Genomic DNA, 20,253 nt, shown 5'->3' with positions numbered 1-20,253 from the left:
CCTGCGACGGAACTGTGCCGCGTTGGCGTGTAAGGTATAGTGTGGCAAGTCCGGATGGATGGTCCCCTTGAAAGGGCCGCGTGGCCTGCCTAGGTAAATGTTAAGTGAATAAACATCGAGGACGACAGACAACAATGGCAAACTATGCAAATCTGCCGGCCCCGACCCCGGAAGGCGGTCTGAACCGTTATATGCAGGAGATCCGCAAGTTTCCGCTGTTGGAGCCTGAAGAAGAATACATGCTCGCCAAGCGCTGGGTCGAGGAGCAGGACACCGCATCGGCCCACAGGATGGTGACCAGCCACCTGCGGTTGGCCGCCAAGATCGCCATGGGCTATCGCGGCTATGGTCTGCCGCAGGCCGAGGTGATCTCGGAAGCGAACGTGGGCCTGATGCAGGCGGTCAAGCGGTTCGACCCGGAAAAGGGATTCCGGCTGGCCACCTATGCGATGTGGTGGATCCGCGCCTCGATTCAGGAATACATCCTGCGCTCGTGGTCGCTGGTGAAGCTGGGGACCACCAGCGGGCAGAAAAAGCTGTTCTTCAACCTGCGCAAGGCCAAGGCCAAGATCGGGGCGCTGGAAGAGGGCGACCTGCGCCCGGAGAATGTCCAGCGAATCGCGCATGATCTCGGGGTGACCGAGAAAGAGGTGATCAGCATGAACCGCCGGATGTCCGGTGGCGATGCCTCGCTGAATGCCACGGTGGGGTCCGAGGGCGAGGGCACCATGCAGTGGCAGGACTGGTTGGAGGACGAGGATGCCGACCAGGCGGGCGACTATGAGGCGCGCGACGAGTTGGAAGCGCGGCGCGAGCTGTTGGCGCAGGCCTTGGGCGTGCTCAATGATCGTGAGAAGGATATCCTGACGCAGCGGCGGCTGGCCGAGAAAACGGTCACGCTGGAAGAGCTGAGCGGGCAGTACAATGTCAGTCGCGAACGCATCCGTCAGATCGAAGTGCGCGCGTTTGAAAAGCTGCAGAAGAAGATGCGCGAACTGGCCAAGGAAAAGGGCATGCTGGCCACGGCGTGACGCCGCACCCGGCCGGGGGTCGGTATTGACCCCGCTGCTTTTGGACCCCGCTCTTGTGAAAGGGCGGGGTTTTTGTTTGCGCGATTTTGAGTGCGTTTGAGTGCCGTCGCCGCGGGGCTGGTGGGGGTGTTTGGGGGAGGAAGGGGCGCTGCCCCCGCCGCGGCTAGGACCGCGTCTCCCCCGGGATATTTTCGGTGAAAGGAAAATTCAGGGCTGTCGGCGTCACCGCTCTAGGCAAATGCGCAAGAGCCGCCTAGATTCAGGCGATCAGGAGGGGCTGACATGGCCGGTGGTTGGACGCGCGATGGCGCGGTGAGCGAACAGATCGAAGCTTCGATCAATGACGAGCTGTCGCGGCTCAAGGCGCGGCGCGGACCGGTGGGCGAGAGCCTGACCCATTGCGCCGAATGCGAGGAACCGATCCCCGAAGCGCGCCGCGCGGCAATCCCCGGCGTGAAGCTGTGTATCGAGTGTCAGCAGGAGCGCGACGGCGTCCGTCAGGCCCGCGGCGGCATCAACCGGCGCGGGTCCAAGGACAGCCAGCTGAAGTAAGCGGCGGCGCGCTTTGCACGCCGCCTGCCTGTTCAATGTCAGCGAGGGGGCGTTAGTCCTCCATCGCTTCCAATTCGTCGATAAAGCCTTCGATCATGCTCAACCCCTTGTCCCAGAACTTGGGATCGGAGGCGTCGAGGCCGAAGGGGGCTAGCAGTTCCTTGTGGTGTTTGGATCCGCCCGCCTTGAGCATGTCGAAATACTTGTCCTCGAACCCTTCCGCCCCTTCGGCATAGACCGAGTAGAGCGCGTTCACCAAGCCGTCGCCGAAGGCATAGGCATAGACGTAGAAGGGCGAGTGGACGAAATGGGGGACATAGGCCCAGAAGGTTTCGTAGCCATCCATGAAGTCGAATGACGGCCCGAGGCTTTCGGCCTGCACAGACATCCACAGGGCGTTGATGTCGTCGGGGGTGAGCTCGCCACCGCGCCGCGCCGCATGCAGTTTGCATTCGAAATCATAGAACGCGATCTGGCGTACCACGGTGTTGATCATATCCTCGACCTTGCCGGCCAGCAGCACCTTGCGCTCGCCCTGGTCCTTGGCGGTGTCGAGCATCTTGCGAAAGGTCAGCATCTCGCCGAAGACACTGGCGGTTTCGGCCAGCGTCAGGGGGGTGGAGGACAGCAGTTCGCCCTGACCGGCGGCCAGCACCTGGTGCACGCCGTGGCCCAGTTCATGCGCGAGCGTCATCACGTCGCGCGGCTTGCCCAGATAGTTCAGCAGCACATAGGGGTGCGCGTCGGTCACGGTGGGGTGGGCAAAGGCGCCCGGCGCCTTGCCCGGTTTGACCCCGGCGTCGATCCAGCCCTTGGAGAAGAACGGCGCGACGATCTCGCCCATGCGCGGATCAAAGGCGCTATAGGCGCTCATCACCATCTGTTCGGCTTCGTCCCAGCCGACTTTGCGGGTTTGCTCCATCGGCAGCGGCGCGTTGCGATCCCAGACCTGCATCCGGTCCAGACCAAGCCATTTGCGCTTGAGCTCGTAATAGCGGTGGCTGAGGCGCGGGTAGGCGGCGACGACGGCGCTGCGCAGGGCCTCGACCACCTCTGGCTCCACATCGTTGCTCAGGTGGCGGGCCATCTGTGCGCTCGGCATGCCGCGCCAGCGATCGACGATCTCTTTTTCCTTGGCCTGGGTGTTATGCACCCGGGCAAAGGTCTTGATCGTGTCGCCAAAGACGCGGGCCAACTCCTGCGCGGCGGCCTCGCGGGTGTCGCGGTCTTGCTCTGTCAGCAGGTTCAGGGTGCCTTCGATGCCCAGCGTTTCGCCCTGCACCTCGAATTCCAGCCCGGCGATGGTTTCGTCGAACAGCCGTTCCCAGGCGTCGCCGACCACGCCGAGATCATGCAGGAATTTCTCCAGCTCGTCGGAGAGCTGATAGGGTTTCATCGCGCGGATGCGGCGGAACACCGGCTCGTAGCGCGCCAGATCGGCGTTCTCGGCCATCAGGGCGGTGAGGTGGTCATCCTCGAGCCGGTTCAGTTCCAGCGAGAAGAACACCAGCGGCGTGGTGAAATTGGTGATCTTTTCCTGACAGTCGGACAGGAACTTGGCTCGCTCCGCATCGGTGGTCTGCTGGTAATAGCGCAATCCGGCGTAGGACATGATGCGCCCCGCGACCTGAGAAATCTTTTCGTCGCGCAGCACGCAGTCGAGCAGGCCCTTGGCATCAAGCTCGGCCAGTTTGCCCTCGTAATCGGTGGCGAAACTGGCGCAGGCCTGTTCCAGCCAGTCCAGATCGCGCTTCATCTCGGGGGCATTCTCGCTGGTGTAGAGATCGCTCAGATCCCACTCCGGCAGGTTGCCCAGCGGAGCGGCGCCGGTCTCGGGTTTTTCGAAGGTCGGGGTCTTTTCGAACAGCGGGACGGCGAAGGGCTGCATGGGATACCTCTGTGTTGTCTGTAGTTTGATTAAGCGCGCGGCGGGCCGGGTTCAAGCCATTGCGCCGAAACGCGCCTGCGGCGCGGGCCTCCGGCGGGGATATTTCGGGTGAAAGGAAGGGGGCGCGGTGCGGCGGGCTCTGCGGCCGGCGCGCTTAGATGTCGGCCGAGGTGGCGTCTGAAAACAGGGCGGCGATGCGGTCAAAGACATGGGCGCGGATGGCCGGCCCCTCCATCATCACCTCGTGCTGGGCGCCTTCGACCATCTCAAGCTGGCCGCCGGGCCAACTGGACATGCGGTTGCGGATGGCGTCTGCGCTGACAATGCTTTCGCAGCTTCCCAGAAAGGTGACGCAGGGCTGCGCCGGGGCCGGTTGGCGGGAAAGGTCCGCGGTCTCTTTCAGAGCGGCGCGCATCCATTTCAGGCTGGGGCCGCCCAGACCCAAGTCCGGATGCGCCGCCAGTTGCGCCTGCATCAACGCGTACATCTGCGGATCACCGGTCAAGGCGTTGCCCTCGAACCCTTGGGTTTCGACATAGTTCTGCGGTTTGGTCGAGGGCATCAGCCGCGCGCCAAGGCCCAGCAACGGGCCGATATAGGCCGCGCCAAAGGCCATCGGGCGCAGCAGCGCTGGCATCCGGATGCCCCACATCGGGCCAGTAAAGGCGCAGGCCTGCACAGGTGCCCCGTCGATCAGCGCGCGCAGCCCGATACAGCCGCCCATGGAGTGCGCCAGCAGGTGAAATGGCTGTGGCATGTCAAGCTGGGTCGCGGCGGCGATCATCGCCTCAACATCCCGTTGATAGTCTTGAAACCGCTCCACATGGCCCGGGCGTGGATCCTCTACGAGCCGGTCGGCCAGCCCCTGACCGCGCCAGTCGATCACCACCGTGGCAAAGCCGCGCGCGGCCAGATCGGCGGCGGCGGGGCCGTACTTCTCGACGTATTCGGTGCGGCCGGGAAACAGCAGGACAGTGCCCTGCGCCGGACCGTCGGGGCGCCAGCACCCGATGCGGATACGCACCCCGTCGCAGCAGCGCAGCCACCAGGCCGCGCCGCCGGGTGGGGCACCGGCCACGTCGTCGAAAAGCGGGGCCGGGGCCAGATCCATCAGGCCAGAACCGAGGCCAGTTTCATCGCCAGCCCCATATCGCCGTCAATGGCGAGCTTGCCGCTCATGAAGGCGCTGGTGGGGTTGGTTTCGCCCGACACGATGCCTTGGAAGGTTTCCGCATCGGCGGTCAGGGTCACGTCGGCGTCCTCGTCCGAGACCCGCGCGCCAGCGGCGTCGAGCACGATCGCGCCGAGATCGGCGACCTGCAGCTTGGCCGTGCCGTCGAAGGCGCCGCCCGAGAGTTTTTCGTTCAGTTCGGCCGCAGCCTTTTGCAGAAAGTCGTTCATGGGATCCTCTTTCGTGTTGTGCGGCCCCTCTGGTATTTGGCGCCTGCCACGTTACATTGCCCAGTATTATGAGTGTTAAACACCACAATCTCAAAGGTATCGTGACGGCAACTGTCCTGTTTGCCGCGATTTGCCAGCCATTGGCGGCGCAGAGCGCTGGCAACGGGGCCGGTCAGGACGACGAGAGCGCGCTGCTTTCGGCGCTGGCCGAGGCTGGCCCGGACGAGGCGCTGCGGTTGGAGCGGCAGTTGCAGGCGCTTTGGAGCAAGAGCGGGTCTGCCGCGATGGATCTGCTGCTGAAACGCGGGCGCGAGGCCTTGGAGAGTGGCGATACCGACGTCGCGATCGAACATCTGACCGCGCTGACCGATCATGCGCCGGATTTCGCCGAAGGTTGGCACCTGCGGGCCTCGGCCTATTTCGAGGCCGGGCTTTATGGGCCTGCGGTGGCCGATCTGGAACATGCGCTGGCGCTCAATCCCAACAATTATGGTGCGATCTTTGGTCTGGGCACTCTTCTTGAGGGATTCGGGGACACGCAAAACGCTTATCGCGCCTATCAGCGTGCGCAGGCCTTGCATCCCTATCACAAGGACGTAATCAAGGCGCTGGAACGGCTGAAGCCCGAGATCGAAGGCAAGGCGCTGTAACCCCGCTGTGCGGGCCAGCATGAGGCAGGATTGATGGGCAACGGGACATCCCGGATCGTGGCTGTGCTGGGGCCGACCAATACCGGCAAGACGCATTATGCGATTGAACGCATGCTGGGGCACCGCACCGGCGTGATCGGTCTGCCGCTGCGGTTGCTGGCGCGCGAGGTTTACGACCGCATCGTCGCGGCGCGCGGTCCCTCGGTGGTGGCGCTGGTCACCGGCGAAGAGCGGATCGTGCCGCCGCGGGCCCGCTATTGGGTCTGCACGGTCGAGGCGATGCCCGACGGGATGGGGGCGGATTTCGTCGCGGTGGACGAGATCCAGCTTTGCGCCGATCCTGAGCGCGGCCATGTCTTTACCGACCGGCTGCTGCGGGCGCGTGGCCAGCATGAGACCTTGTTTCTGGGCGCCGACACCATGCGTGGCCCGATCGCGGCGCTGGTGCCCGAGGTGCAATTCATGCGCCGGGACCGGATGAGCCAATTGACCTACTCAGGTTCGAAAAAGATAAGTAGAATGCCCCCGAGAAGCGCAATCGTGGGGTTTTCGGTTGAGAATGTATATGCCATCGCCGAGCTGCTTCGCCGACAAAAGGGCGGTGCGGCGGTCGTTATGGGGGCGCTCAGCCCGCGCACGCGCAATGCGCAGGTGGCCCTGTATCAGAATGGCGAGGTGGATTATCTGGTCGCCACCGATGCCATCGGCATGGGGTTGAACCTCGACGTCGATCACGTTGCTTTTTCAGCACTTTCCAAGTTTGACGGTCGGAGGATGCGACCGCTACAGCCGAATGAGCTGGCGCAGATTGCCGGACGCGCCGGGCGCGGAATGTCGGATGGCACCTTTGGCGTGACGGGGGATGCGCGGCCACTGGACGCGGAGGTCGCCGAGGCGATCATGGAGCACCGCTTTGCACCGCAGAAAAAGGTCAACTGGCGCAACTCGGCGCTGCAATTCGGCTCGGTCGCGCGGCTGATCCAGACGCTGGAAGAACCCCCGAAGCATGAGGTTCTGGTGCGCGCCCGCGAGGCCGATGACCTTGCCGTGCTGAAAACCCTGGCGCAACTGCCCGAGATATCGGCGCGCGCCAGCGACGGGCCCGGTGTCCGGTTGCTTTGGGATGTGTGCCGCATTCCCGACTTTCGTGGCATCAGCCATGCGGAACATGCGGGGCTGCTGGAGGTGATCTTTGGCCATCTGCATCAGGGCGGGGTGATTCCCGACGACTATATCGCCCGCCAGATCCAGCGGATTGATCGCATTGACGGGGATATCGACACATTAAGTAAACGATTGGCCTTTATCCGGACTTGGACCTATGTGGCACAGCGTCGGGGATGGGTTGGTGACGAAAGCCATTGGCGCGGGGAAACGCGCGCTGTAGAAGACAGGGTGTCTGACGCGCTACATGAACGTCTGACGCAACGATTTGTGGATCGGCGCACCAGTGTGCTGCTGCGCCGGCTCAAACAGAAGGAGGCCCTTTTGGCCGAGGTGAACGACAAGGGTGAAGTGACGGTCGAGGGCGAATTCGTCGGACGGCTGGATGGGTTTCGGTTTTCTCCGGACAAGGAGGCTGCTGCTGGCGCCGAGGCGAAGACCGTGAAAACGGCGGCGCTGCAGGCCTTGGCGCCGCAGTTCCATTTGCGGGCTGACCGGTTCTACAACGCCCCCGATACCGAGATCGACTATACCGATCAGGGCGGGCTGATGTGGGGCGAGCACGCGGTGGGCAAGCTGGTTGCCGGCCCCGAGCCGTTGAAGCCGCAGGTCGAGGTCTTTGTCGACGAGGCGGCCGGGCCGGATGTGGCGCAGAAAGTGCAGCGTCGCTTGCAGCATTTCATCGATCGCAAGATCGCCGCGCTGTTCGAGCCGCTGCTGACCTTGCAGCGTGACGAGATGTTGAGCGGGCTTGCCAAGGGCTTTGCCTTCCGCATGGTCGAGTCGATGGGCCTGTTGTCGCGCGCGAGCGTGGCGCAGGACGTCAAGGCGCTGGATCAGGAGGCCCGCGGTGCCCTGCGCAAACATGGTATCCGCTTTGGCCAGTTCACCATTTTCATGCCGTTGCTGCTGAAACCGGCCCCGACACGGTTGCGCCTGCTGCTTTGGGCGCTGTCGCGGGGGCTGGATGATTTCCCCGATGCGCCGCCGCCGGGGCTGGTCACGGTGCCGACGCTCAAGGATGCCCCCGAGGGGTATGACATCATGTGCGGCTATCGCGCCGCCGGGGAACGTTCCATCCGCATCGACATGCTGGAACGGCTGGCCGACATGCTGCGGGCGCAAGACAGCCGTGGCGGGTTCGAAGCGACGCCGGACATGCTGTCGATCAGCGGCATGACGCTAGAGCAGTTCGCCGACCTTATGCAGGGGCTGGGCTATCGCGCTGAAAAGGGCGAGCGGCCAAAGGTCAAACCCGTGGACGCGGCCGCCTTGGCTGCAAAACCGGTTGATGCGCCTTTGGGCGAAACGCCGGTGGCTGAGGCATCTGCTGTGACAGAGGCGGCATCTGAAGACACCGGGGCAGCGGAACCGGCGGCGGACGCCGTCACCGAAGCCGTGCCTGCGGACGCGGCTCCGGCAGAGGAGACGGTCGAGGCGGCCCCCGAAGCGGTAATCGAATCGCCAGCGGAAACCCCACCTCCAACCGAGGCGACGGTCGAGGCCGCTGTGGACAGCGCAGCCGACGCCGATGTCCCCACTGACGCCAGCGCCGAGACGGCGGTCGCGCCTGAGTTGGAGGTTTTCTATACCTTCACCTGGGCCCCGCGCAGTAGCAACCGTGGCCGACCACAGGGCCGGGGCAAGCCTCAGGGGAAACCGCAAGGCAAGGCTGGCGGCGCCGGTGGCGGCAGACCGCGCGGCAAGAAACCCCAAGGCGACAAGCCGCAAGGGGATCGCAAGCCGCAGGGCGCCAAGTCGTTCTCGGCGCGTCCGCCGAGGGCGGAAAAACCAATCGACCCGGACAACCCCTTCGCCGCCGCGCTGATGGGGCTGAAAACCGACAAGTAAGGCGCATGACTGCGCCTGAAATCGGGGCCGGGGCCAAGCTGAGGCTGGACAAATGGCTTGTCTATGCCCGGTTCTGCAAGACCCGCAGCGTCGCTGCGGCGCTGGTTGGTGCCGGTCATGTGCGGGTGAACGGGGCGCGGGTGCAAAAGCCCGCGCTGCCGGTGGGGCCGGGGGATGTGTTGACCCTGACCCTGCCGCGCGTGGTGCATGTGCTGCGTGTCGAGGCACCGGGCCTGCGGCGCGGTCCGGCGCGCGAGGCGCAAACACTATATATGCAATTGAGCGAAACCCGGGATGACGCCCCGCCTAATCCTCGTTTCGAGGGAAAAGGGCGCCCCAGCAAGCGGGCGCGGCGGGCGCTTGATCTTTCCCGCGGGGGCGGGACCGATTGACGCCTTGAAGATTTGCGCGCGCTGCTCTAGCTAGAACTGCGAATGTTCAGACGGAAACCTGCCCATGACCTATGTTGTGATCGACAACTGCATCGCCTGCAAATACACCGACTGTGTCGAGGTTTGCCCCGTGGATTGTTTCTACGAGGGCGAGAACATGCTGGTTATCCATCCCGATGAATGCATCGACTGCGGCGTGTGCGAACCTGAATGCCCAGCCGATGCCATCCGTCCGGATACCGAGCCGGGCATGGAGGCCTGGGTCGAGTTCAACCGCAAGTTTTCCGAGATGTGGCCGGTGATCATCACCAAGAAGGATCCGCTGCCCGACGCGGAAGACCGAGACGGTGAGACCGGCAAGCGGGACAAGTATTTCTCCGAGGCCCCCGGCGAGGGTGGCTGAGTGATTCGAGCCTGACGCTGCGTTGGGCGATTTAAAATATGATGGCAAACCCTTGAGATGAGGCGCATTTCAGGATTGCTGGTGGACGTCCCCTTCCGGGACGGGGTATTTTGTGCTATATATGGTCAGCACAGTTTATAGGAACACCCGGATCCCCGATGAAAGCTCGCACTGGGGCGGTTTGATTTAATCCAAAATGCAGCGTGACGGGACACGACATGTGGCCCGTGGCTGTATTTTTGTCGCCTGCCTGTCCGGACGATAACAAGGAAGACCTGAATGACCAAATCAAAGAAACTCGAATTCCGCCCGAACGAATACGTTGTCTACCCGTCCCATGGTGTCGGGCAGATCGTTTCGATCGAAGAGCAGGAAGTGGCCGGCATCAAGCTGGAGCTGTTCGTGATTTCTTTCGAAAAGGACAAGATGACTCTGCGGGTTCCGACCAACAAGGCGACCGAAGTGGGCATGCGCTCGCTCAGCTCGCCCGATGTGATCGATCAGGCCATGCGGACGCTGAAAGGCAAGGCCAAGGTCAAACGCGCCATGTGGTCGCGCCGTGCCCAAGAGTATGAGCAAAAGATCAACTCTGGCGACCTGATCGCAATCGCCGAGGTGGTTCGCGACCTGCACCGCACCGATGACCAGCGCGAACAAAGCTATTCCGAGCGTCAGCTTTACGAGGCCGCGCTGGAACGTTTGACCCGTGAAGTGGCCGCCGTCTCTGGTGGCGACGAAATCTTGGCCGCCAAACAGGTGGACGACGTCCTGATGTCGCGCGCGGCCTGATCCGCGCCGAATCTAAGCGACCCTGACCGCGTCAGTTTTGGCCGCGCCCGCAATCCGGGCGCGGTTTTCTCTTTGTGGCGCAGGTGGTTCGCCCTGTTTTCTCACCCAGTTTTACTTGCGGTCCGGCCCCGCTTTGCGGTTAGTTCGATCTATGACTCAGGATCCTGACACAGAAGAGACGAGCAACGGCCTGAAAACCCGCGTCAAACGTCTTTACAAGGGGGCAGAGCCGCGCTCGGTCCGGTTCCGCTATGGGCTGATCGTATTTGACGCGGTGAGCATTCTTTATTTCATCGTCACCGCGCCGATTTCCGTCTCACTGACTGTGCATATGATCAATGCGGTGATGGGGATCATGATCCTGCTGGATTTCTCGGCCCGGGTCTGGATCGAGCGCAATCGCAAACGCCTGTTTCTTCAAGTCCATACGTTGGCCGATATCGTGGTGATCGCGGTGCTGATCCTTGATCCCTTCCTGTCCCATAACCTCGCCTTTCTGCGCATCCTGCGGGGGCTGCGGTTGATCCATTCTTATCACCTGTTGCGTGATCTGCGTCGGGATAGCCCGTTCTTTCGGGCGCGCGAGGATGCGGTGGTCGCTGCGGTGAACCTGACGGTGTTCCTGTTCGCCACCTCGTCGGCGGCATATGTGTTGTTCTTCGATCATCAGCCGGGGGCGGCGGCCTATATCGATGCGATCTATTTCACGGTTGCGGCGCTGACCACCACCGGCTTTGGCGACATCACGCTGCCGACCCCGCTGGGCAAACTGTTCTCGATCTTCGTGATGGTGTTCGGCGTTGCGCTGTTCGTGCAGCTGGCGCGCGCCCTGTTCCAGCCGCAAAAAGTGCGGTTCCGCTGCCCGGAATGCGGGCTGTTGCGCCATGATCTGGACGCGGTGCATTGCAAGCATTGCGGCCATATCCTGAAGATCCCGACACCGGGGGCGGATTAGCGGGGGCGGATTAGGATGCGCCGCCCAGCGACAGGAAGGCCAGCAGCGCGGCGATCTCGGCCAGTTGCTGCGACGCCCCCAGAATATCGCCGGTCTGCCCGCCCAGTTTGGCCCGCGCCAGCGCGCCCATGCCCAGCACCGCCAGCCCGGCCCAAAACGCTGCCGCGACGGCTGCGCTGCCGCTAAGAAGCAGCGCCAAGACAAGGGCCAGTGCCGCCGCACTCAGGGCGGTGCCGCGTCCGGGGCGGCCCACCGCATGGGACAGCCCCCCGGCGCGGGCATGGGGCAGGGCGGCCATCAGGGCTGGCATTCCGGCGCGCGACAGCAGGGCGGTGGCCAGTACCGCGCCCCAGGCTTGGGTCTCGATCAGCGCCGCGAGGGCAGCCCAACGTAGCCCGGTGCACAGGATCAGCGCCAGCACGCCATAGCTGCCGATGCGGCTGTCCTTCATGATCTCCAGCCGCCGCGCCCGCGTCATCCCGCCCCAAAGCCCATCCGCGCTGTCGGCCAGCCCGTCCTCATGCATGGCGCCGGTCAGCATCACCTGAGCCGCCAGCACCAGCCCCGCAGCCACCGCAGGCGGCAGCCCGAGATGGATCGCAAACGCCCCTAGTGCGCAGGCGGGGGCGGCCACCGCGATCCCGACCAGCGGAAAGGCCCAACCCGCCTGCGCTTGCCGGGCAAAGGCCGCCTCCGGGAGACGCGGCAGTGGCAGCCGGGTCAGCAGGACCAGCGCCAGCGCGATATCACGCCAAGTTCCGGCCAGAATGTCGCTTATTCGCACGGGCGCTCCTTTCCGGGGTTGAGACGGGCGATCACAGGGTTAAACACCGGGGTCTCACCCGATGCAACGAGAGTGGCCCATGCTTCCAGAATTCAATGATCTTGACCAGTTTCGCGCGGTTCTGGCCGGCGCGCCTGAACCCGATACCGCCGCCCGCGCGGGGGCCGAGGCGCATAACAGCGCCTTGACCAAACCTCCCGGCGCATTGGGGCGACTGGAGGAGTTGGCGATCTGGTATGCCGGGTGGCGTGGGGAGGCGCGCCCGCAGATCGTTGCGCCGCAGGTGATCGTCTTTGCCGGCAACCACGGGGTGACGGCGCAGGGGATTTCGGCCTTTCCCGCCGATGTGACCGTGCAGATGGTGGCCAATTTCAAGGCTGGCGGTGCTGCGATCAACCAATTGGCGCAGGCTGCAGGCGCGCAGATGGATGTGGTCGCGCTGGAGCTGGACCGGCCCACTGCCGATTTCACCCAAGGACCCGCCATGACCAAGGCCGAGCTTGTCACCGCCCTGCGCGCGGGCTGGGCCGCCGTCGACCGCGACGCCGACCTGTTGGTGGTGGGCGAAATGGGGATCGGCAACACCACCTCGGCTGCCGCGCTTTGCCGCGCGCTTTATGGTGGCACGGCCGAGGATTGGACCGGCCCCGGAACCGGGCTGGACGCGGCGGGCGTGGCGCATAAGGCGCGGATCGTCGAGCAGGCGGTGGCGCTGCATAAATCGCAGATCCATGATGGGCTGGACGCGTTGGCCTGTCTTGGCGGGCGCGAGATCGCGGCGATGTCGGGGGCGATCGCCGCAGCCCGGATGCGGCGTATCCCGGTGCTGCTGGACGGCTTCATCTGTTGCGCCGCCGCCGCCTGTCTGGCCTCGGTGAACGCCCGCGCGCTGGATCATGCGCTGGCCGGTCATCAAAGCGCCGAGTTCGCCCATCCTGCGCTGCTGGCGCGGCTGGGGCTGGACCCGCTGTTGTCGCTGGGGATGCGTCTGGGCGAGGGCTCAGGCGCGGCGCTGGCGATCCCGGTGCTGCGCGGTGCGCTGGCCTGCCATTCCGGCATGGCGACCTTTGCCGAGGCTGGCATTAGCGCCGGCTAAGGCGGCGAGACGCCCAGTCTTTCCCGGCACTGTCCAAGACGGTGCCGGGCGGCTCAGGCGGATTTCTTCGCATTCTCCTGCGCAAGCTCAAGCAGGGCGGCTTCCAGCTCCTTTTCCAACTCGGTGGCGCGCTGGATATAGGCGGGATTTTCGCTTGCCGGGACGCCGGGGTTCCAGACCTTGGCCAGTTCCTGCACGGTATAGCGGTCGTGGGTATAGAACATCTGTTCGGCCTGCGCCGCCTCGTATTCGCTGAGCCCGATATTCTCCAGCACATAGCGCCCGGCCCGCAGCGAGCTGTCGAACATCTCGCGCACGATGTCGTTGGCCCCGGCGCGATACAGCTCGAACACATGATGCCGGTCATGGGCGCGGGCGACGATATGCAGATCGGGCCGTTCGCGGCGGGCAAAAGCGACCAGCTTGACCACGTTTTCCGGATCATCCAGCGCCACCACCAGCACCCGCGCCTTGGCCAGTCCCGCCGCCTTGAGCAGTTCTGGCCGGGTCGGATCGCCAAGGAACCCCTTGACCCCGAACCGTCGCATCAGCTGGATCGTCTCCATGTCGTGATCCAGCACGATGGTCTTGACCCCGCTGGCGCGCACCAACCGGTTGACGATCTGGCCGAACCTACCGATCCCGGCGATGATGACGGGGCCCTGTTCGTCGATCTTGTCCGCCTGATATTTCGGCGCCACCTCCTTCATGCGTTTGGACAGCAGGTCATAGGCGATGAACAGCAGCGGCGTGATCAACATGGTCAACGCCACCACCAGCAGCAGTTTTTCCGACAGTTGTTGCGGGATCACGTTCTGCTGGGTCGAAAAGGCCAGCAGCACAAAGCCGAATTCGCCCGCCTGCGCCAGCCCAAGCGTGAACAACCAGTGATCGCGCCCCCTCAGATTGAACGCACGCCCCACGAAATACAGCACCGTGCCCTTGGCCACGATCACCAAGAGCGCCAGACCGATCAGGTCGAGCGGATCGGCAAGGAAGGCGCGGTAATTGATGCCTGCCCCAACGGTGATGAAGAACAGCCCCAACAGCAGCCCCTTGAACGGTTCAAGGTCGCTTTCCAATTCATGGCGGAACTCGCTGTTGGCCAGAACCACACCGGCCAGAAACGCCCCCAGCGCGGGCGACAGGCCGACCAGCGTCATCAGGAACGAGATGCCGACCACGATGACCAGTGCCAGCGCAGTATACATCTCGCGCAGATGGGCGGCGTGAATATAGCGGAACACCGGCCGGGTGAGATAGACACCGGACAGGATGATTGAGGCCACCGCGCCAAGGGTGATCAGCGTGACCGCCCAACCCGGCAGCCCCTCGACCAGAGACAGCCCCCCCTGAGTTGCCCCGTGGGCGACCTCTTCAGCGACGCGCTGGATCGAGCCGTCGCCATTCAGAACGACCCCCAACGGGGCGATCGCCAGCAGCGGCAACAGGGCCAAAATCGGGATCACCGCGATATCCTGCGTCAGCAGTACCGAAAACATCGAGCGCCCGCCCCCCGTCTGCATCAGCCCCTTTTCCGACAGGGTTTGCAGCACGATGGCGGTCGAGGACAGCGACAGCGCCAGACCGACAGCGAGGCCCACCTCCCAGGTTTCACCCGCCAGAATGGCCGCGGCCATCAAGGCCAGTGTGGAGAACAGCAGTTGCAGCCCGCCCAACCCGATCAGCCGGTGGCGCATGTCCCATAACGCGCGCGGTTCCAGCTCCAACCCGATCAGGAACAGCATCATGACCACGCCAAACTCGGCGAAATGCTGCAAATCCTGGGTTTCCGAGCCCACCAGCCCCAGCACTGGCCCGATGATGATGCCGGCGGCCAGATAGCCCAGCACGGATCCCAGCCCCAAGCGCGCGGCAAGGGGCACGGCGATCACCGCCGCGGCCAGATAGATTGTGGCCTGGAACAGGAAGTTCTCCATTCAGTTGGTCCTTTTCGGGCGTCAGGTGGGCAACGGCGCGTCGCGTTTGAGCTGATCCATGACGATCTGGCTTTGCACGCGTGCGACAGCAGGATGCGGCAGGATGATCTCGTGAAGCAAGGTGTTGAGGGACGGCAGGTCGGCGCAATAGATCCGCAGCAGATAGTCGGCTTCTCCGGTCATGGTCCAGGCGCTGATGATCTCGGACCGGGTGCGTACCAGCCGCGAGAAACTTTGCGCCTGTTCGGGGCCATGGGAATGCAGATGCACCTGAATGAACCCTTGCACCTGCAACCCGAGCTTCAGCGGGTCAAGCCGGGCGCAATAGCCGGTGATATAGCCTTCGGCCTCCAGCCGCTGGCGGCGGCGGCCGGCCTGACTGGGCGACAGGTTCAACAGATCGCCCAACTCCTGTGCGGTCAGGTGGGCGTCCTTTTGCAGCGCGTCCAGAAGGCGCGTATCGGCTTCATCCATCATATGCGGTGTTTCCTTGGATACCGTTGAAGTAATGCATAAAACCCGCGCATCTTCAATGGAATGCGTAGAATAATGCGCAAATTACCTGCTCATCATGCTGTATTTTAAGCGCCAGAGAACATGACAGCCCCCAGAAGGAGACGCGCTATGGGACCGTTCCCGCATAATGCCCCGAAAACGGTGATCAGCGCCGAGAACCCGGCCGGAACCGACGGGTTCGAATTCGTCGAATTCGCCCACCCCGATCCGCAAGAGTTGCGCGATCTTTTCACCGAGATGGGGTACGAGATGGTCGCCCGGCACAAGACAAAGCCGGGGGTCGAGCTGTGGCAGCAGGGCGATATTACGTACATTCTGAACGCCGAAACCGACAGTTTCGCTGCCCGCTTCGTGGCCGAGCATGGCCCCTGCGCCCCGGCGATGGGCTGGCGCGTGGTGGATGCGCAGGTCGCCTTTGATCACGCGGTCAAGATGGGGGCAGAGCCGTATGAGGGCGACGACAAGACGATGGACGTGCCCGCGATCAAGGGCATCGGCGGCAGCCTGATCTATTTCATCGACCAGTACTATGAAACCTCGCCCTATAACGGCGAGTTCGAGTGGCTGAAACAGTCCAAGCCGGCGGGCGTGGGGTTCTATTACCTCGATCACCTGACCCACAATGTTTACAAGGGCAATATGGACAAGTGGTTCCAGTTCTATGGCAAGCTGTTCAACTTTCGCGAGATCCGCTTTTTCGACATCGCAGGCAAATATAGCGGCCTGTTGAGCCGCGCGCTGACCTCGCCCTGTGGCCGCATTCGTATCCCGATCAACGAGGATCGCGGCGAGAAGGGGCAGATCGTGGCCTATCTGAACAAGTACAAGGGCGAGGGGATTCAGCACATCGCCGTAGGCACCGAGAATATCTATGACTCCACCGATGCCATCGCGGCGCGCGGGATCAAGTTCATGCCAGCCCCGCCGGAAACCTACTATGAGTTAAGCCATGACCGCGTCAAAGGCCATGACGAGCCGGTCGAGCGGATGAAGACGCATGGTATCCTGATCGACGGCGAGGGCGTTGTGGACGGCGGCGAGACCCGGATCCTGCTACAGATTTTCTCCAAGACGGTGATCGGGCCGATCTTTTTCGAGTTCATCCAGCGCAAGGGGGATGACGGCTTTGGCGAGGGCAATTTCAAAGCGCTGTTCGAATCAATCGAGCGCGAACAGATCGCAACCGGCGAGTTGAGCGCGGCCGACGCGACCGCCGCCGAGTAAGGGCGCCGAGTAAGCACGTATCACGGGAGCACACCTGAACATGAAACGCGCCGCGGGGTGGATCCCTGCGGCGCGTTTTGGTGTCTTGGTAGCGTGTTGTTCTGAGTTGTGGCGATCAGGCGGCGTCAAGCGCCGTGATGATGGGCGAGAAATCCTCTGCCGTCAGACTGGCACCGCCCACCAGCGCCCCGTCCACATTGGGCACGGCAAAGATCTCGGCGGCATTGTTGCCCTTGACCGAGCCGCCATAGAGCAGCCGGACCGAGCGGCCGACGCCGGGACCAAAGCGCGCCTCAAGCCGGGTACGCAGGAAATCATGCACTTCGCCGATCTGGGCCATGGTCGGGATCTTGCCGGTGCCGATGGCCCAGATCGGTTCATAGGCGATGACGAGATTTTCGCCGGTGGCCAGATCGGGAACCGATTCCGACAGCTGCCCGCCGATGATGTCGAGCGTATTGGCGGCTTCGCGCTGGGTCAGGGTCTCGCCGACGCAGATAATCGTGGCAAGCCCGGTTTCCATCGCCAGACGGGCCTTGGCGCGCACCTCGGCGCTGGTTTCGTGGTGATCGCTGCGCCGCTCTGAATGGCCAAGGATGACATAGCGCGCGCCAGCGTCCCGCAGCATCTCGGCGCTGGTATCGCCGGTATGGGCGCCAGAGGGTGCGCTGTGGCAATCCTGTCCGCCGATGGTGATGGCGGTGCCGGCGGCGCTTTGGGCTGCGCGGTGGATCAGGGGGGCCGGGGGGCAGATCAGGATTTCGCAACCGGGGGCCGGGTGGGCCTTGGCCAAGGCCTGCAAGGCGTCGAGCGAGGCGCTCGTGCCGTTCATCTTCCAGTTACCAGCCGCCATTTTCTGCCGCATTCCCGACCCCCTGTACTGTGTTCCGATCTGTCCTAACATCGGGGGAGGGCGGAGACAATTGGACAGGCGCGCGTTCGCCCGTCAGGCGGGATGCCCCGCATCGCGCGGGCGCATCGGGGCGCCCCAATAGGTCGGGCAGCCTCGTTGTGGATCTAGGCGTCGGCCCCGGATTCAGCCCCGGAGTCTGCTTCAGATTCTGTCGGATCGGGCGAATCCTTGAACTTGATGGATTCGCCGCAGCCGCAGGCCTCAGAGACGTTGGGGTTGTTGAATTTGAACCCGGCTTCCAGCAGGTTCACCTCATAATCGATCTCGGTTCCGAACAGGAACATCTGCGCCATCGGGGCGATCATCACCCGCGCGCCATCCTGCTCGACCACCTCGTCGTTGGGGTCGGTCGCGTCCACATAGGCCATGGTGTATTCCATGCCCGCGCAGCCGCCCTTTTTGACGCCGATGCGCAACCCGGCATGGCCGGCCTTGTCCATCAGTTTGGCGATTTGCGCCGCAGCGCTGGGGGTCATCGTGACGGCTTGCTTGCCGGGTATGCCAAACATGTGCGTCTCCTTCATGTTTAACCTAGTCGGCCCGGTGGCCGCTCTCAAGGGGGTAGGGCGAAAAGGACAGCCCGAAATCCGGGTCGCCCGTTCAGAACGTTACATAAAGCCCAGCTCCAGCCGGGCTTCGTCGCTCATCATTTCCATGCCCCAGGGCGGTTCCCAGCTCAGTTCCACATCCACCTGCTTGACGCCGGCGATCGGTTCGATCGCATCTGCGACCCAACCTGGCATGTCGCCAGCCACCGGGCAGCCCGGCGCGGTCAGCGTCATGATCACGCGCACCTCGCTCTGGTCGTTGATCTCAATCGTGTAGATCAACCCGAGTTCGTATATATTGACAGGGATTTCAGGGTCATAGACCGTCCGGCAGGCTTCGACGATCTGCTCGTAAAGCGGGTGATCGACGGTCGATGGCGCGATCAACGGCGCGCCTTCCAGCGGTTCGGGAGATTTGGTCATATGGGCCTCGGTGTCTTTTCCTGAGCAATTATATAGGGAATACTGCGCCGGGCGTCCAGAGGGCGCGATCTTAACCGGGGCGTTTGCGGCGCGGCACCGGTCCGGGGCGGACTCTCTGCTCGATCTCGTCATAGAGTTTGCCGACCAGATCCTTGCCGGTGGCGCGTTCGATTCCCTCGAACCCGGGCGAGGAGTTGACCTCCAGCACCTTGGGACCGTCATCACTGCGCAGCAGGTCGACACCGGCCATGTTCAACCCGAACGCCTTGGCGGCGCGCACGGCAGCCTCGCGCTCGGGTTTGGTGATGCGGGCAATGCTGGCCTGCCCACCCTGATGCAGGTTGGAGCGGAAATCACCATCCGCCCCGGTGCGTTTCATCGCCGCCACCACCTTGCCGCCGATCACCAGACAGCGCACATCTTCGCCCGCAGCCTCCTTGATGAAATGCTGCACAAGGAAGTTTGCCCGCAACCCGCGAAAGGCCGAGATCACGGATTCGGCGGCCTTGGTGGTCTCGGCCAGAACCACGCCTTTGCCCTGTGTGCTTTCCAGCAGCTTTACGATCAGCGGCGCACCGCCGACCAGCCCGATCAGATTGCTGGTGTCCTTGGGCGAGGCGGCAAAGGCCGTCGTCGGCATGCCGATCTTGTGCCGCGCCAGCACCTGATGCGCATGCAGCTTGTCGCGGCTGGCGGTGATGCCGGCGCTGCCGTTGATGCAATAGGTTCCGATGGTTTCAAACTGGCGGATCACGGCGGTGCCATAGGGGGTGATCGAGGCCCCGATGCGCGGGATCACCGCGTCATAGCGCGGCAGGCGCTGGCCGTCATAATGCACCTCGGGTGCCAGCGCGTTGATCGTCATGTAACAGCGCGTGGTATCGATCACCTCGACCGAATGGCCGCGCGCCTCGCCGGCTTCGACCAGACGGCGGGTGGAATAATTGTCCTCGCGGCTCATCACGGCGATGCGCAGGGCGCGCTTGGGGGCGGCCTGACGGACCCGTGCCGAGTGATAGACATCATGGCTCAACTCGGGTTGCAGGTGCCGTTCGGTGGGCACGATCGAGATATGGTCGGTGAGCGCCTGACGACCCAGCAACATGCGGTTGGTCATGCCAGAGCGGTCGGTCAGCGTGATCTCGATCGGCCAGGACTGGCCCGCGACCTCCAGCGCTGTGGTGATGACATAGCGCAGCTCGGATTCACCGTTCGACGAGGTTACCTCGCGCCGGTCGGTGATCAGGGCCGAACAGGGGATCTCCAGATCGTTGCGGCCCGGGATCGGGTGCACCGAAAAGCGGACCTTGGGTGCGGTGGAGGGGCCAAAAACCTCGATATCATAGGCATGTAGCGCCGAGGTGCGCGCACCGGTGTCGATCTTGGCGCTGATCGCGGGAAGACCCAGCGCGGGCAGTGAAATCCACTCCTCCCAACCAAAGGTCAGCGGATTGGGGGTGTCGGGGGAATCGGTCATGGCGGCGGGCCCTTTGCTGTCCTGCGCTTTGACGCCTCCCTAGCGGTTTGTCGGGGCCGCGCAAGGGGGCATCTGGCGTTGCCTGTCCGAGGGCAGGGTCGCAGGTGTCACCGGGTTCGGTCAAGGGCGGGCTGCGCCGGTCCGGGTCAGAGCCAAAGTGATGGCCCGCGCCAATGAGGTCAGCAAGAGAGGGCGCGGGGGCAAGGCGCGCAGGCACCGGGGCCTTGCCAGCGCGCCGGCTTTGCCGCAAAACCGG

At 63.6% G+C, this 20,253-nt stretch carries 20 protein-coding genes; 10 read left to right on the top strand and 10 right to left on the bottom strand.

Annotated features, from left to right (window positions below):
- Positions 1-134: 134 nt before the first annotated feature.
- Positions 135-1,031, top strand: a complete 897-nt coding sequence (gene rpoH, locus E1B25_RS01435; RefSeq protein WP_132826894.1) for an RNA polymerase sigma factor RpoH — start codon at positions 135-137, stop codon at positions 1,029-1,031.
- A 282-nt stretch (positions 1,032-1,313) separates the two neighbouring features.
- Positions 1,314-1,583, top strand: a complete 270-nt coding sequence (locus tag E1B25_RS01430) for a DksA/TraR family C4-type zinc finger protein (RefSeq protein WP_132826893.1) — start codon at positions 1,314-1,316, stop codon at positions 1,581-1,583.
- 52 nt (positions 1,584-1,635) lie between these two features.
- Here E1B25_RS01430 and E1B25_RS01425 read toward each other — a convergent pair whose 3' ends face one another.
- The 3 genes from E1B25_RS01425 to E1B25_RS01415 form a co-directional block, all read right to left on the bottom strand.
- Entirely contained in the window at positions 1,636-3,471 is a 1,836-nt protein-coding gene (locus E1B25_RS01425; RefSeq protein WP_132826892.1) for a M3 family oligoendopeptidase, read from the bottom strand.
- A 154-nt stretch (positions 3,472-3,625) separates the two neighbouring features.
- Positions 3,626-4,582, bottom strand: a complete 957-nt coding sequence (locus E1B25_RS01420; protein ID WP_132826891.1) for an alpha/beta fold hydrolase — start codon at positions 4,580-4,582, stop codon at positions 3,626-3,628.
- Positions 4,582-4,872: an SCP2 sterol-binding domain-containing protein gene (locus tag E1B25_RS01415; protein ID WP_132826890.1), complete on the bottom strand. Its 291-nt coding sequence runs from the start codon at positions 4,870-4,872 to the stop codon at positions 4,582-4,584. The genes E1B25_RS01420 and E1B25_RS01415 overlap by 1 nt, the downstream gene beginning before the upstream one ends.
- A gap of 68 nt (positions 4,873-4,940) precedes the next feature.
- Here E1B25_RS01415 and E1B25_RS01410 point away from each other — a divergent pair, with 68 nt between their 5' ends.
- From E1B25_RS01410 to E1B25_RS01385, 6 genes are all read left to right on the top strand, one after another.
- Positions 4,941-5,522 carry a tetratricopeptide repeat protein gene (locus E1B25_RS01410; protein WP_132826889.1) on the top strand — a complete coding sequence of 194 codons (582 nt, stop codon included), beginning with the start codon at positions 4,941-4,943 and terminating at the stop codon, positions 5,520-5,522.
- Between the two features lie 33 nt (positions 5,523-5,555).
- The gene (locus tag E1B25_RS01405) at positions 5,556-8,537 is read left to right on the top strand and encodes a helicase-related protein (protein ID WP_132826888.1); all 2,982 of its coding nucleotides are present in this window, start codon (positions 5,556-5,558) and stop codon (positions 8,535-8,537) included.
- Positions 8,538-8,542: 5 nt separating this feature from the next.
- Positions 8,543-8,929: an RNA-binding S4 domain-containing protein gene (locus E1B25_RS01400; RefSeq protein ID WP_132826887.1), complete on the top strand. Its 387-nt coding sequence runs from the start codon at positions 8,543-8,545 to the stop codon at positions 8,927-8,929.
- Positions 8,930-8,993: 64 nt separating this feature from the next.
- The gene (gene fdxA, locus E1B25_RS01395) at positions 8,994-9,332 is read left to right on the top strand and encodes a ferredoxin FdxA (protein WP_132826886.1); all 339 of its coding nucleotides are present in this window, start codon (positions 8,994-8,996) and stop codon (positions 9,330-9,332) included.
- 279 nt (positions 9,333-9,611) lie between these two features.
- Complete coding sequence (locus E1B25_RS01390) at positions 9,612-10,121, top strand: CarD family transcriptional regulator (RefSeq protein WP_132826885.1); 510 nt, start codon at positions 9,612-9,614, stop codon at positions 10,119-10,121.
- Between the two features lie 151 nt (positions 10,122-10,272).
- Positions 10,273-11,076 carry a potassium channel family protein gene (locus E1B25_RS01385; RefSeq protein ID WP_132826884.1) on the top strand — a complete coding sequence of 268 codons (804 nt, stop codon included), beginning with the start codon at positions 10,273-10,275 and terminating at the stop codon, positions 11,074-11,076.
- A 10-nt stretch (positions 11,077-11,086) separates the two neighbouring features.
- On the opposite strand, the gene cobS is transcribed toward E1B25_RS01385, so the two are convergent.
- Entirely contained in the window at positions 11,087-11,854 is a 768-nt protein-coding gene (gene cobS, locus E1B25_RS01380) for an adenosylcobinamide-GDP ribazoletransferase (protein WP_206338495.1), read from the bottom strand.
- An 85-nt stretch (positions 11,855-11,939) separates the two neighbouring features.
- Between cobS and cobT the strand changes: the two genes are divergently transcribed.
- On the top strand, positions 11,940-12,956 hold the full coding sequence (cobT, locus tag E1B25_RS01375) for a nicotinate-nucleotide--dimethylbenzimidazole phosphoribosyltransferase (RefSeq protein ID WP_132826882.1): 1,017 nt from the start codon (positions 11,940-11,942) through the stop codon (positions 12,954-12,956).
- Positions 12,957-13,009: 53 nt separating this feature from the next.
- On the opposite strand, the gene E1B25_RS01370 is transcribed toward cobT, so the two are convergent.
- On the bottom strand, positions 13,010-14,896 hold the full coding sequence (locus tag E1B25_RS01370; protein ID WP_132826881.1) for a monovalent cation:proton antiporter-2 (CPA2) family protein: 1,887 nt from the start codon (positions 14,894-14,896) through the stop codon (positions 13,010-13,012).
- A 21-nt stretch (positions 14,897-14,917) separates the two neighbouring features.
- A complete protein-coding gene (locus E1B25_RS01365; RefSeq protein ID WP_132826880.1) occupies positions 14,918-15,373 on the bottom strand; it encodes an Lrp/AsnC family transcriptional regulator in 456 nt (151 codons plus the stop codon).
- 147 nt (positions 15,374-15,520) lie between these two features.
- On the opposite strand from E1B25_RS01365, the gene hppD reads away from it, so the two are divergent.
- A complete protein-coding gene (gene hppD, locus E1B25_RS01360) occupies positions 15,521-16,636 on the top strand; it encodes a 4-hydroxyphenylpyruvate dioxygenase (protein ID WP_132826879.1) in 1,116 nt (371 codons plus the stop codon).
- 115 nt (positions 16,637-16,751) lie between these two features.
- On the opposite strand, the gene tpiA is transcribed toward hppD, so the two are convergent.
- The 4 genes from tpiA to rimK all read right to left on the bottom strand — a co-directional run bounded on the left by tpiA (position 16,752) and on the right by rimK (position 19,997).
- Positions 16,752-17,501, bottom strand: coding sequence for a triose-phosphate isomerase (gene tpiA, locus E1B25_RS01355; RefSeq protein ID WP_132826878.1), 750 nt, complete (start codon positions 17,499-17,501; stop codon positions 16,752-16,754).
- 152 nt (positions 17,502-17,653) lie between these two features.
- Complete coding sequence (locus E1B25_RS01350; RefSeq protein ID WP_132826877.1) at positions 17,654-18,058, bottom strand: HesB/IscA family protein; 405 nt, start codon at positions 18,056-18,058, stop codon at positions 17,654-17,656.
- A 99-nt stretch (positions 18,059-18,157) separates the two neighbouring features.
- Positions 18,158-18,520 carry an SUF system Fe-S cluster assembly protein gene (locus E1B25_RS01345; protein WP_132826876.1) on the bottom strand — a complete coding sequence of 121 codons (363 nt, stop codon included), beginning with the start codon at positions 18,518-18,520 and terminating at the stop codon, positions 18,158-18,160.
- 70 nt (positions 18,521-18,590) lie between these two features.
- Positions 18,591-19,997, bottom strand: coding sequence for a 30S ribosomal protein S6--L-glutamate ligase (rimK, locus tag E1B25_RS01340; RefSeq protein ID WP_132826875.1), 1,407 nt, complete (start codon positions 19,995-19,997; stop codon positions 18,591-18,593).
- Between the last annotated feature and the right edge of the window lie 256 nt (positions 19,998-20,253).

The organism is Antarcticimicrobium sediminis, from assembly GCF_004348975.1.
GTDB lineage: Bacteria > Pseudomonadota > Alphaproteobacteria > Rhodobacterales > Rhodobacteraceae > Antarcticimicrobium > Antarcticimicrobium sediminis.
This window is presented reverse-complemented; position numbering and strand designations above follow the sequence as displayed.

What these genes read in the sequence shown, in the direction of transcription:
- rpoH (WP_132826894.1), top strand. Translation starts at nt 135, where the DNA reads ATGGCAAACTATGCAAATCTGCCGGCCCCGACCCCGGAAGGCGGTCTG.
- E1B25_RS01430 (WP_132826893.1), top strand. Translation starts at nt 1,314, where the DNA reads ATGGCCGGTGGTTGGACGCGCGATGGCGCGGTGAGCGAACAGATCGAA.
- E1B25_RS01425 (WP_132826892.1), bottom strand. Translation starts at nt 3,471, where the DNA reads ATGCAGCCCTTCGCCGTCCCGCTGTTCGAAAAGACCCCGACCTTCGAA.
- E1B25_RS01420 (WP_132826891.1), bottom strand. Translation starts at nt 4,582, where the DNA reads ATGGATCTGGCCCCGGCCCCGCTTTTCGACGACGTGGCCGGTGCCCCA.
- E1B25_RS01415 (WP_132826890.1), bottom strand. Translation starts at nt 4,872, where the DNA reads ATGAACGACTTTCTGCAAAAGGCTGCGGCCGAACTGAACGAAAAACTC.
- E1B25_RS01410 (WP_132826889.1), top strand. Translation starts at nt 4,941, where the DNA reads ATGAGTGTTAAACACCACAATCTCAAAGGTATCGTGACGGCAACTGTC.
- E1B25_RS01405 (WP_132826888.1), top strand. Translation starts at nt 5,556, where the DNA reads ATGGGCAACGGGACATCCCGGATCGTGGCTGTGCTGGGGCCGACCAAT.
- E1B25_RS01400 (WP_132826887.1), top strand. Translation starts at nt 8,543, where the DNA reads ATGACTGCGCCTGAAATCGGGGCCGGGGCCAAGCTGAGGCTGGACAAA.
- fdxA (WP_132826886.1), top strand. Translation starts at nt 8,994, where the DNA reads ATGACCTATGTTGTGATCGACAACTGCATCGCCTGCAAATACACCGAC.
- E1B25_RS01390 (WP_132826885.1), top strand. Translation starts at nt 9,612, where the DNA reads ATGACCAAATCAAAGAAACTCGAATTCCGCCCGAACGAATACGTTGTC.
- E1B25_RS01385 (WP_132826884.1), top strand. Translation starts at nt 10,273, where the DNA reads ATGACTCAGGATCCTGACACAGAAGAGACGAGCAACGGCCTGAAAACC.
- cobT (WP_132826882.1), top strand. Translation starts at nt 11,940, where the DNA reads ATGCTTCCAGAATTCAATGATCTTGACCAGTTTCGCGCGGTTCTGGCC.
- E1B25_RS01370 (WP_132826881.1), bottom strand. Translation starts at nt 14,896, where the DNA reads ATGGAGAACTTCCTGTTCCAGGCCACAATCTATCTGGCCGCGGCGGTG.
- E1B25_RS01365 (WP_132826880.1), bottom strand. Translation starts at nt 15,373, where the DNA reads ATGATGGATGAAGCCGATACGCGCCTTCTGGACGCGCTGCAAAAGGAC.
- hppD (WP_132826879.1), top strand. Translation starts at nt 15,521, where the DNA reads ATGGGACCGTTCCCGCATAATGCCCCGAAAACGGTGATCAGCGCCGAG.
- tpiA (WP_132826878.1), bottom strand. Translation starts at nt 17,501, where the DNA reads ATGCGGCAGAAAATGGCGGCTGGTAACTGGAAGATGAACGGCACGAGC.
- E1B25_RS01350 (WP_132826877.1), bottom strand. Translation starts at nt 18,058, where the DNA reads ATGTTTGGCATACCCGGCAAGCAAGCCGTCACGATGACCCCCAGCGCT.
- E1B25_RS01345 (WP_132826876.1), bottom strand. Translation starts at nt 18,520, where the DNA reads ATGACCAAATCTCCCGAACCGCTGGAAGGCGCGCCGTTGATCGCGCCA.
- rimK (WP_132826875.1), bottom strand. Translation starts at nt 19,997, where the DNA reads ATGACCGATTCCCCCGACACCCCCAATCCGCTGACCTTTGGTTGGGAG.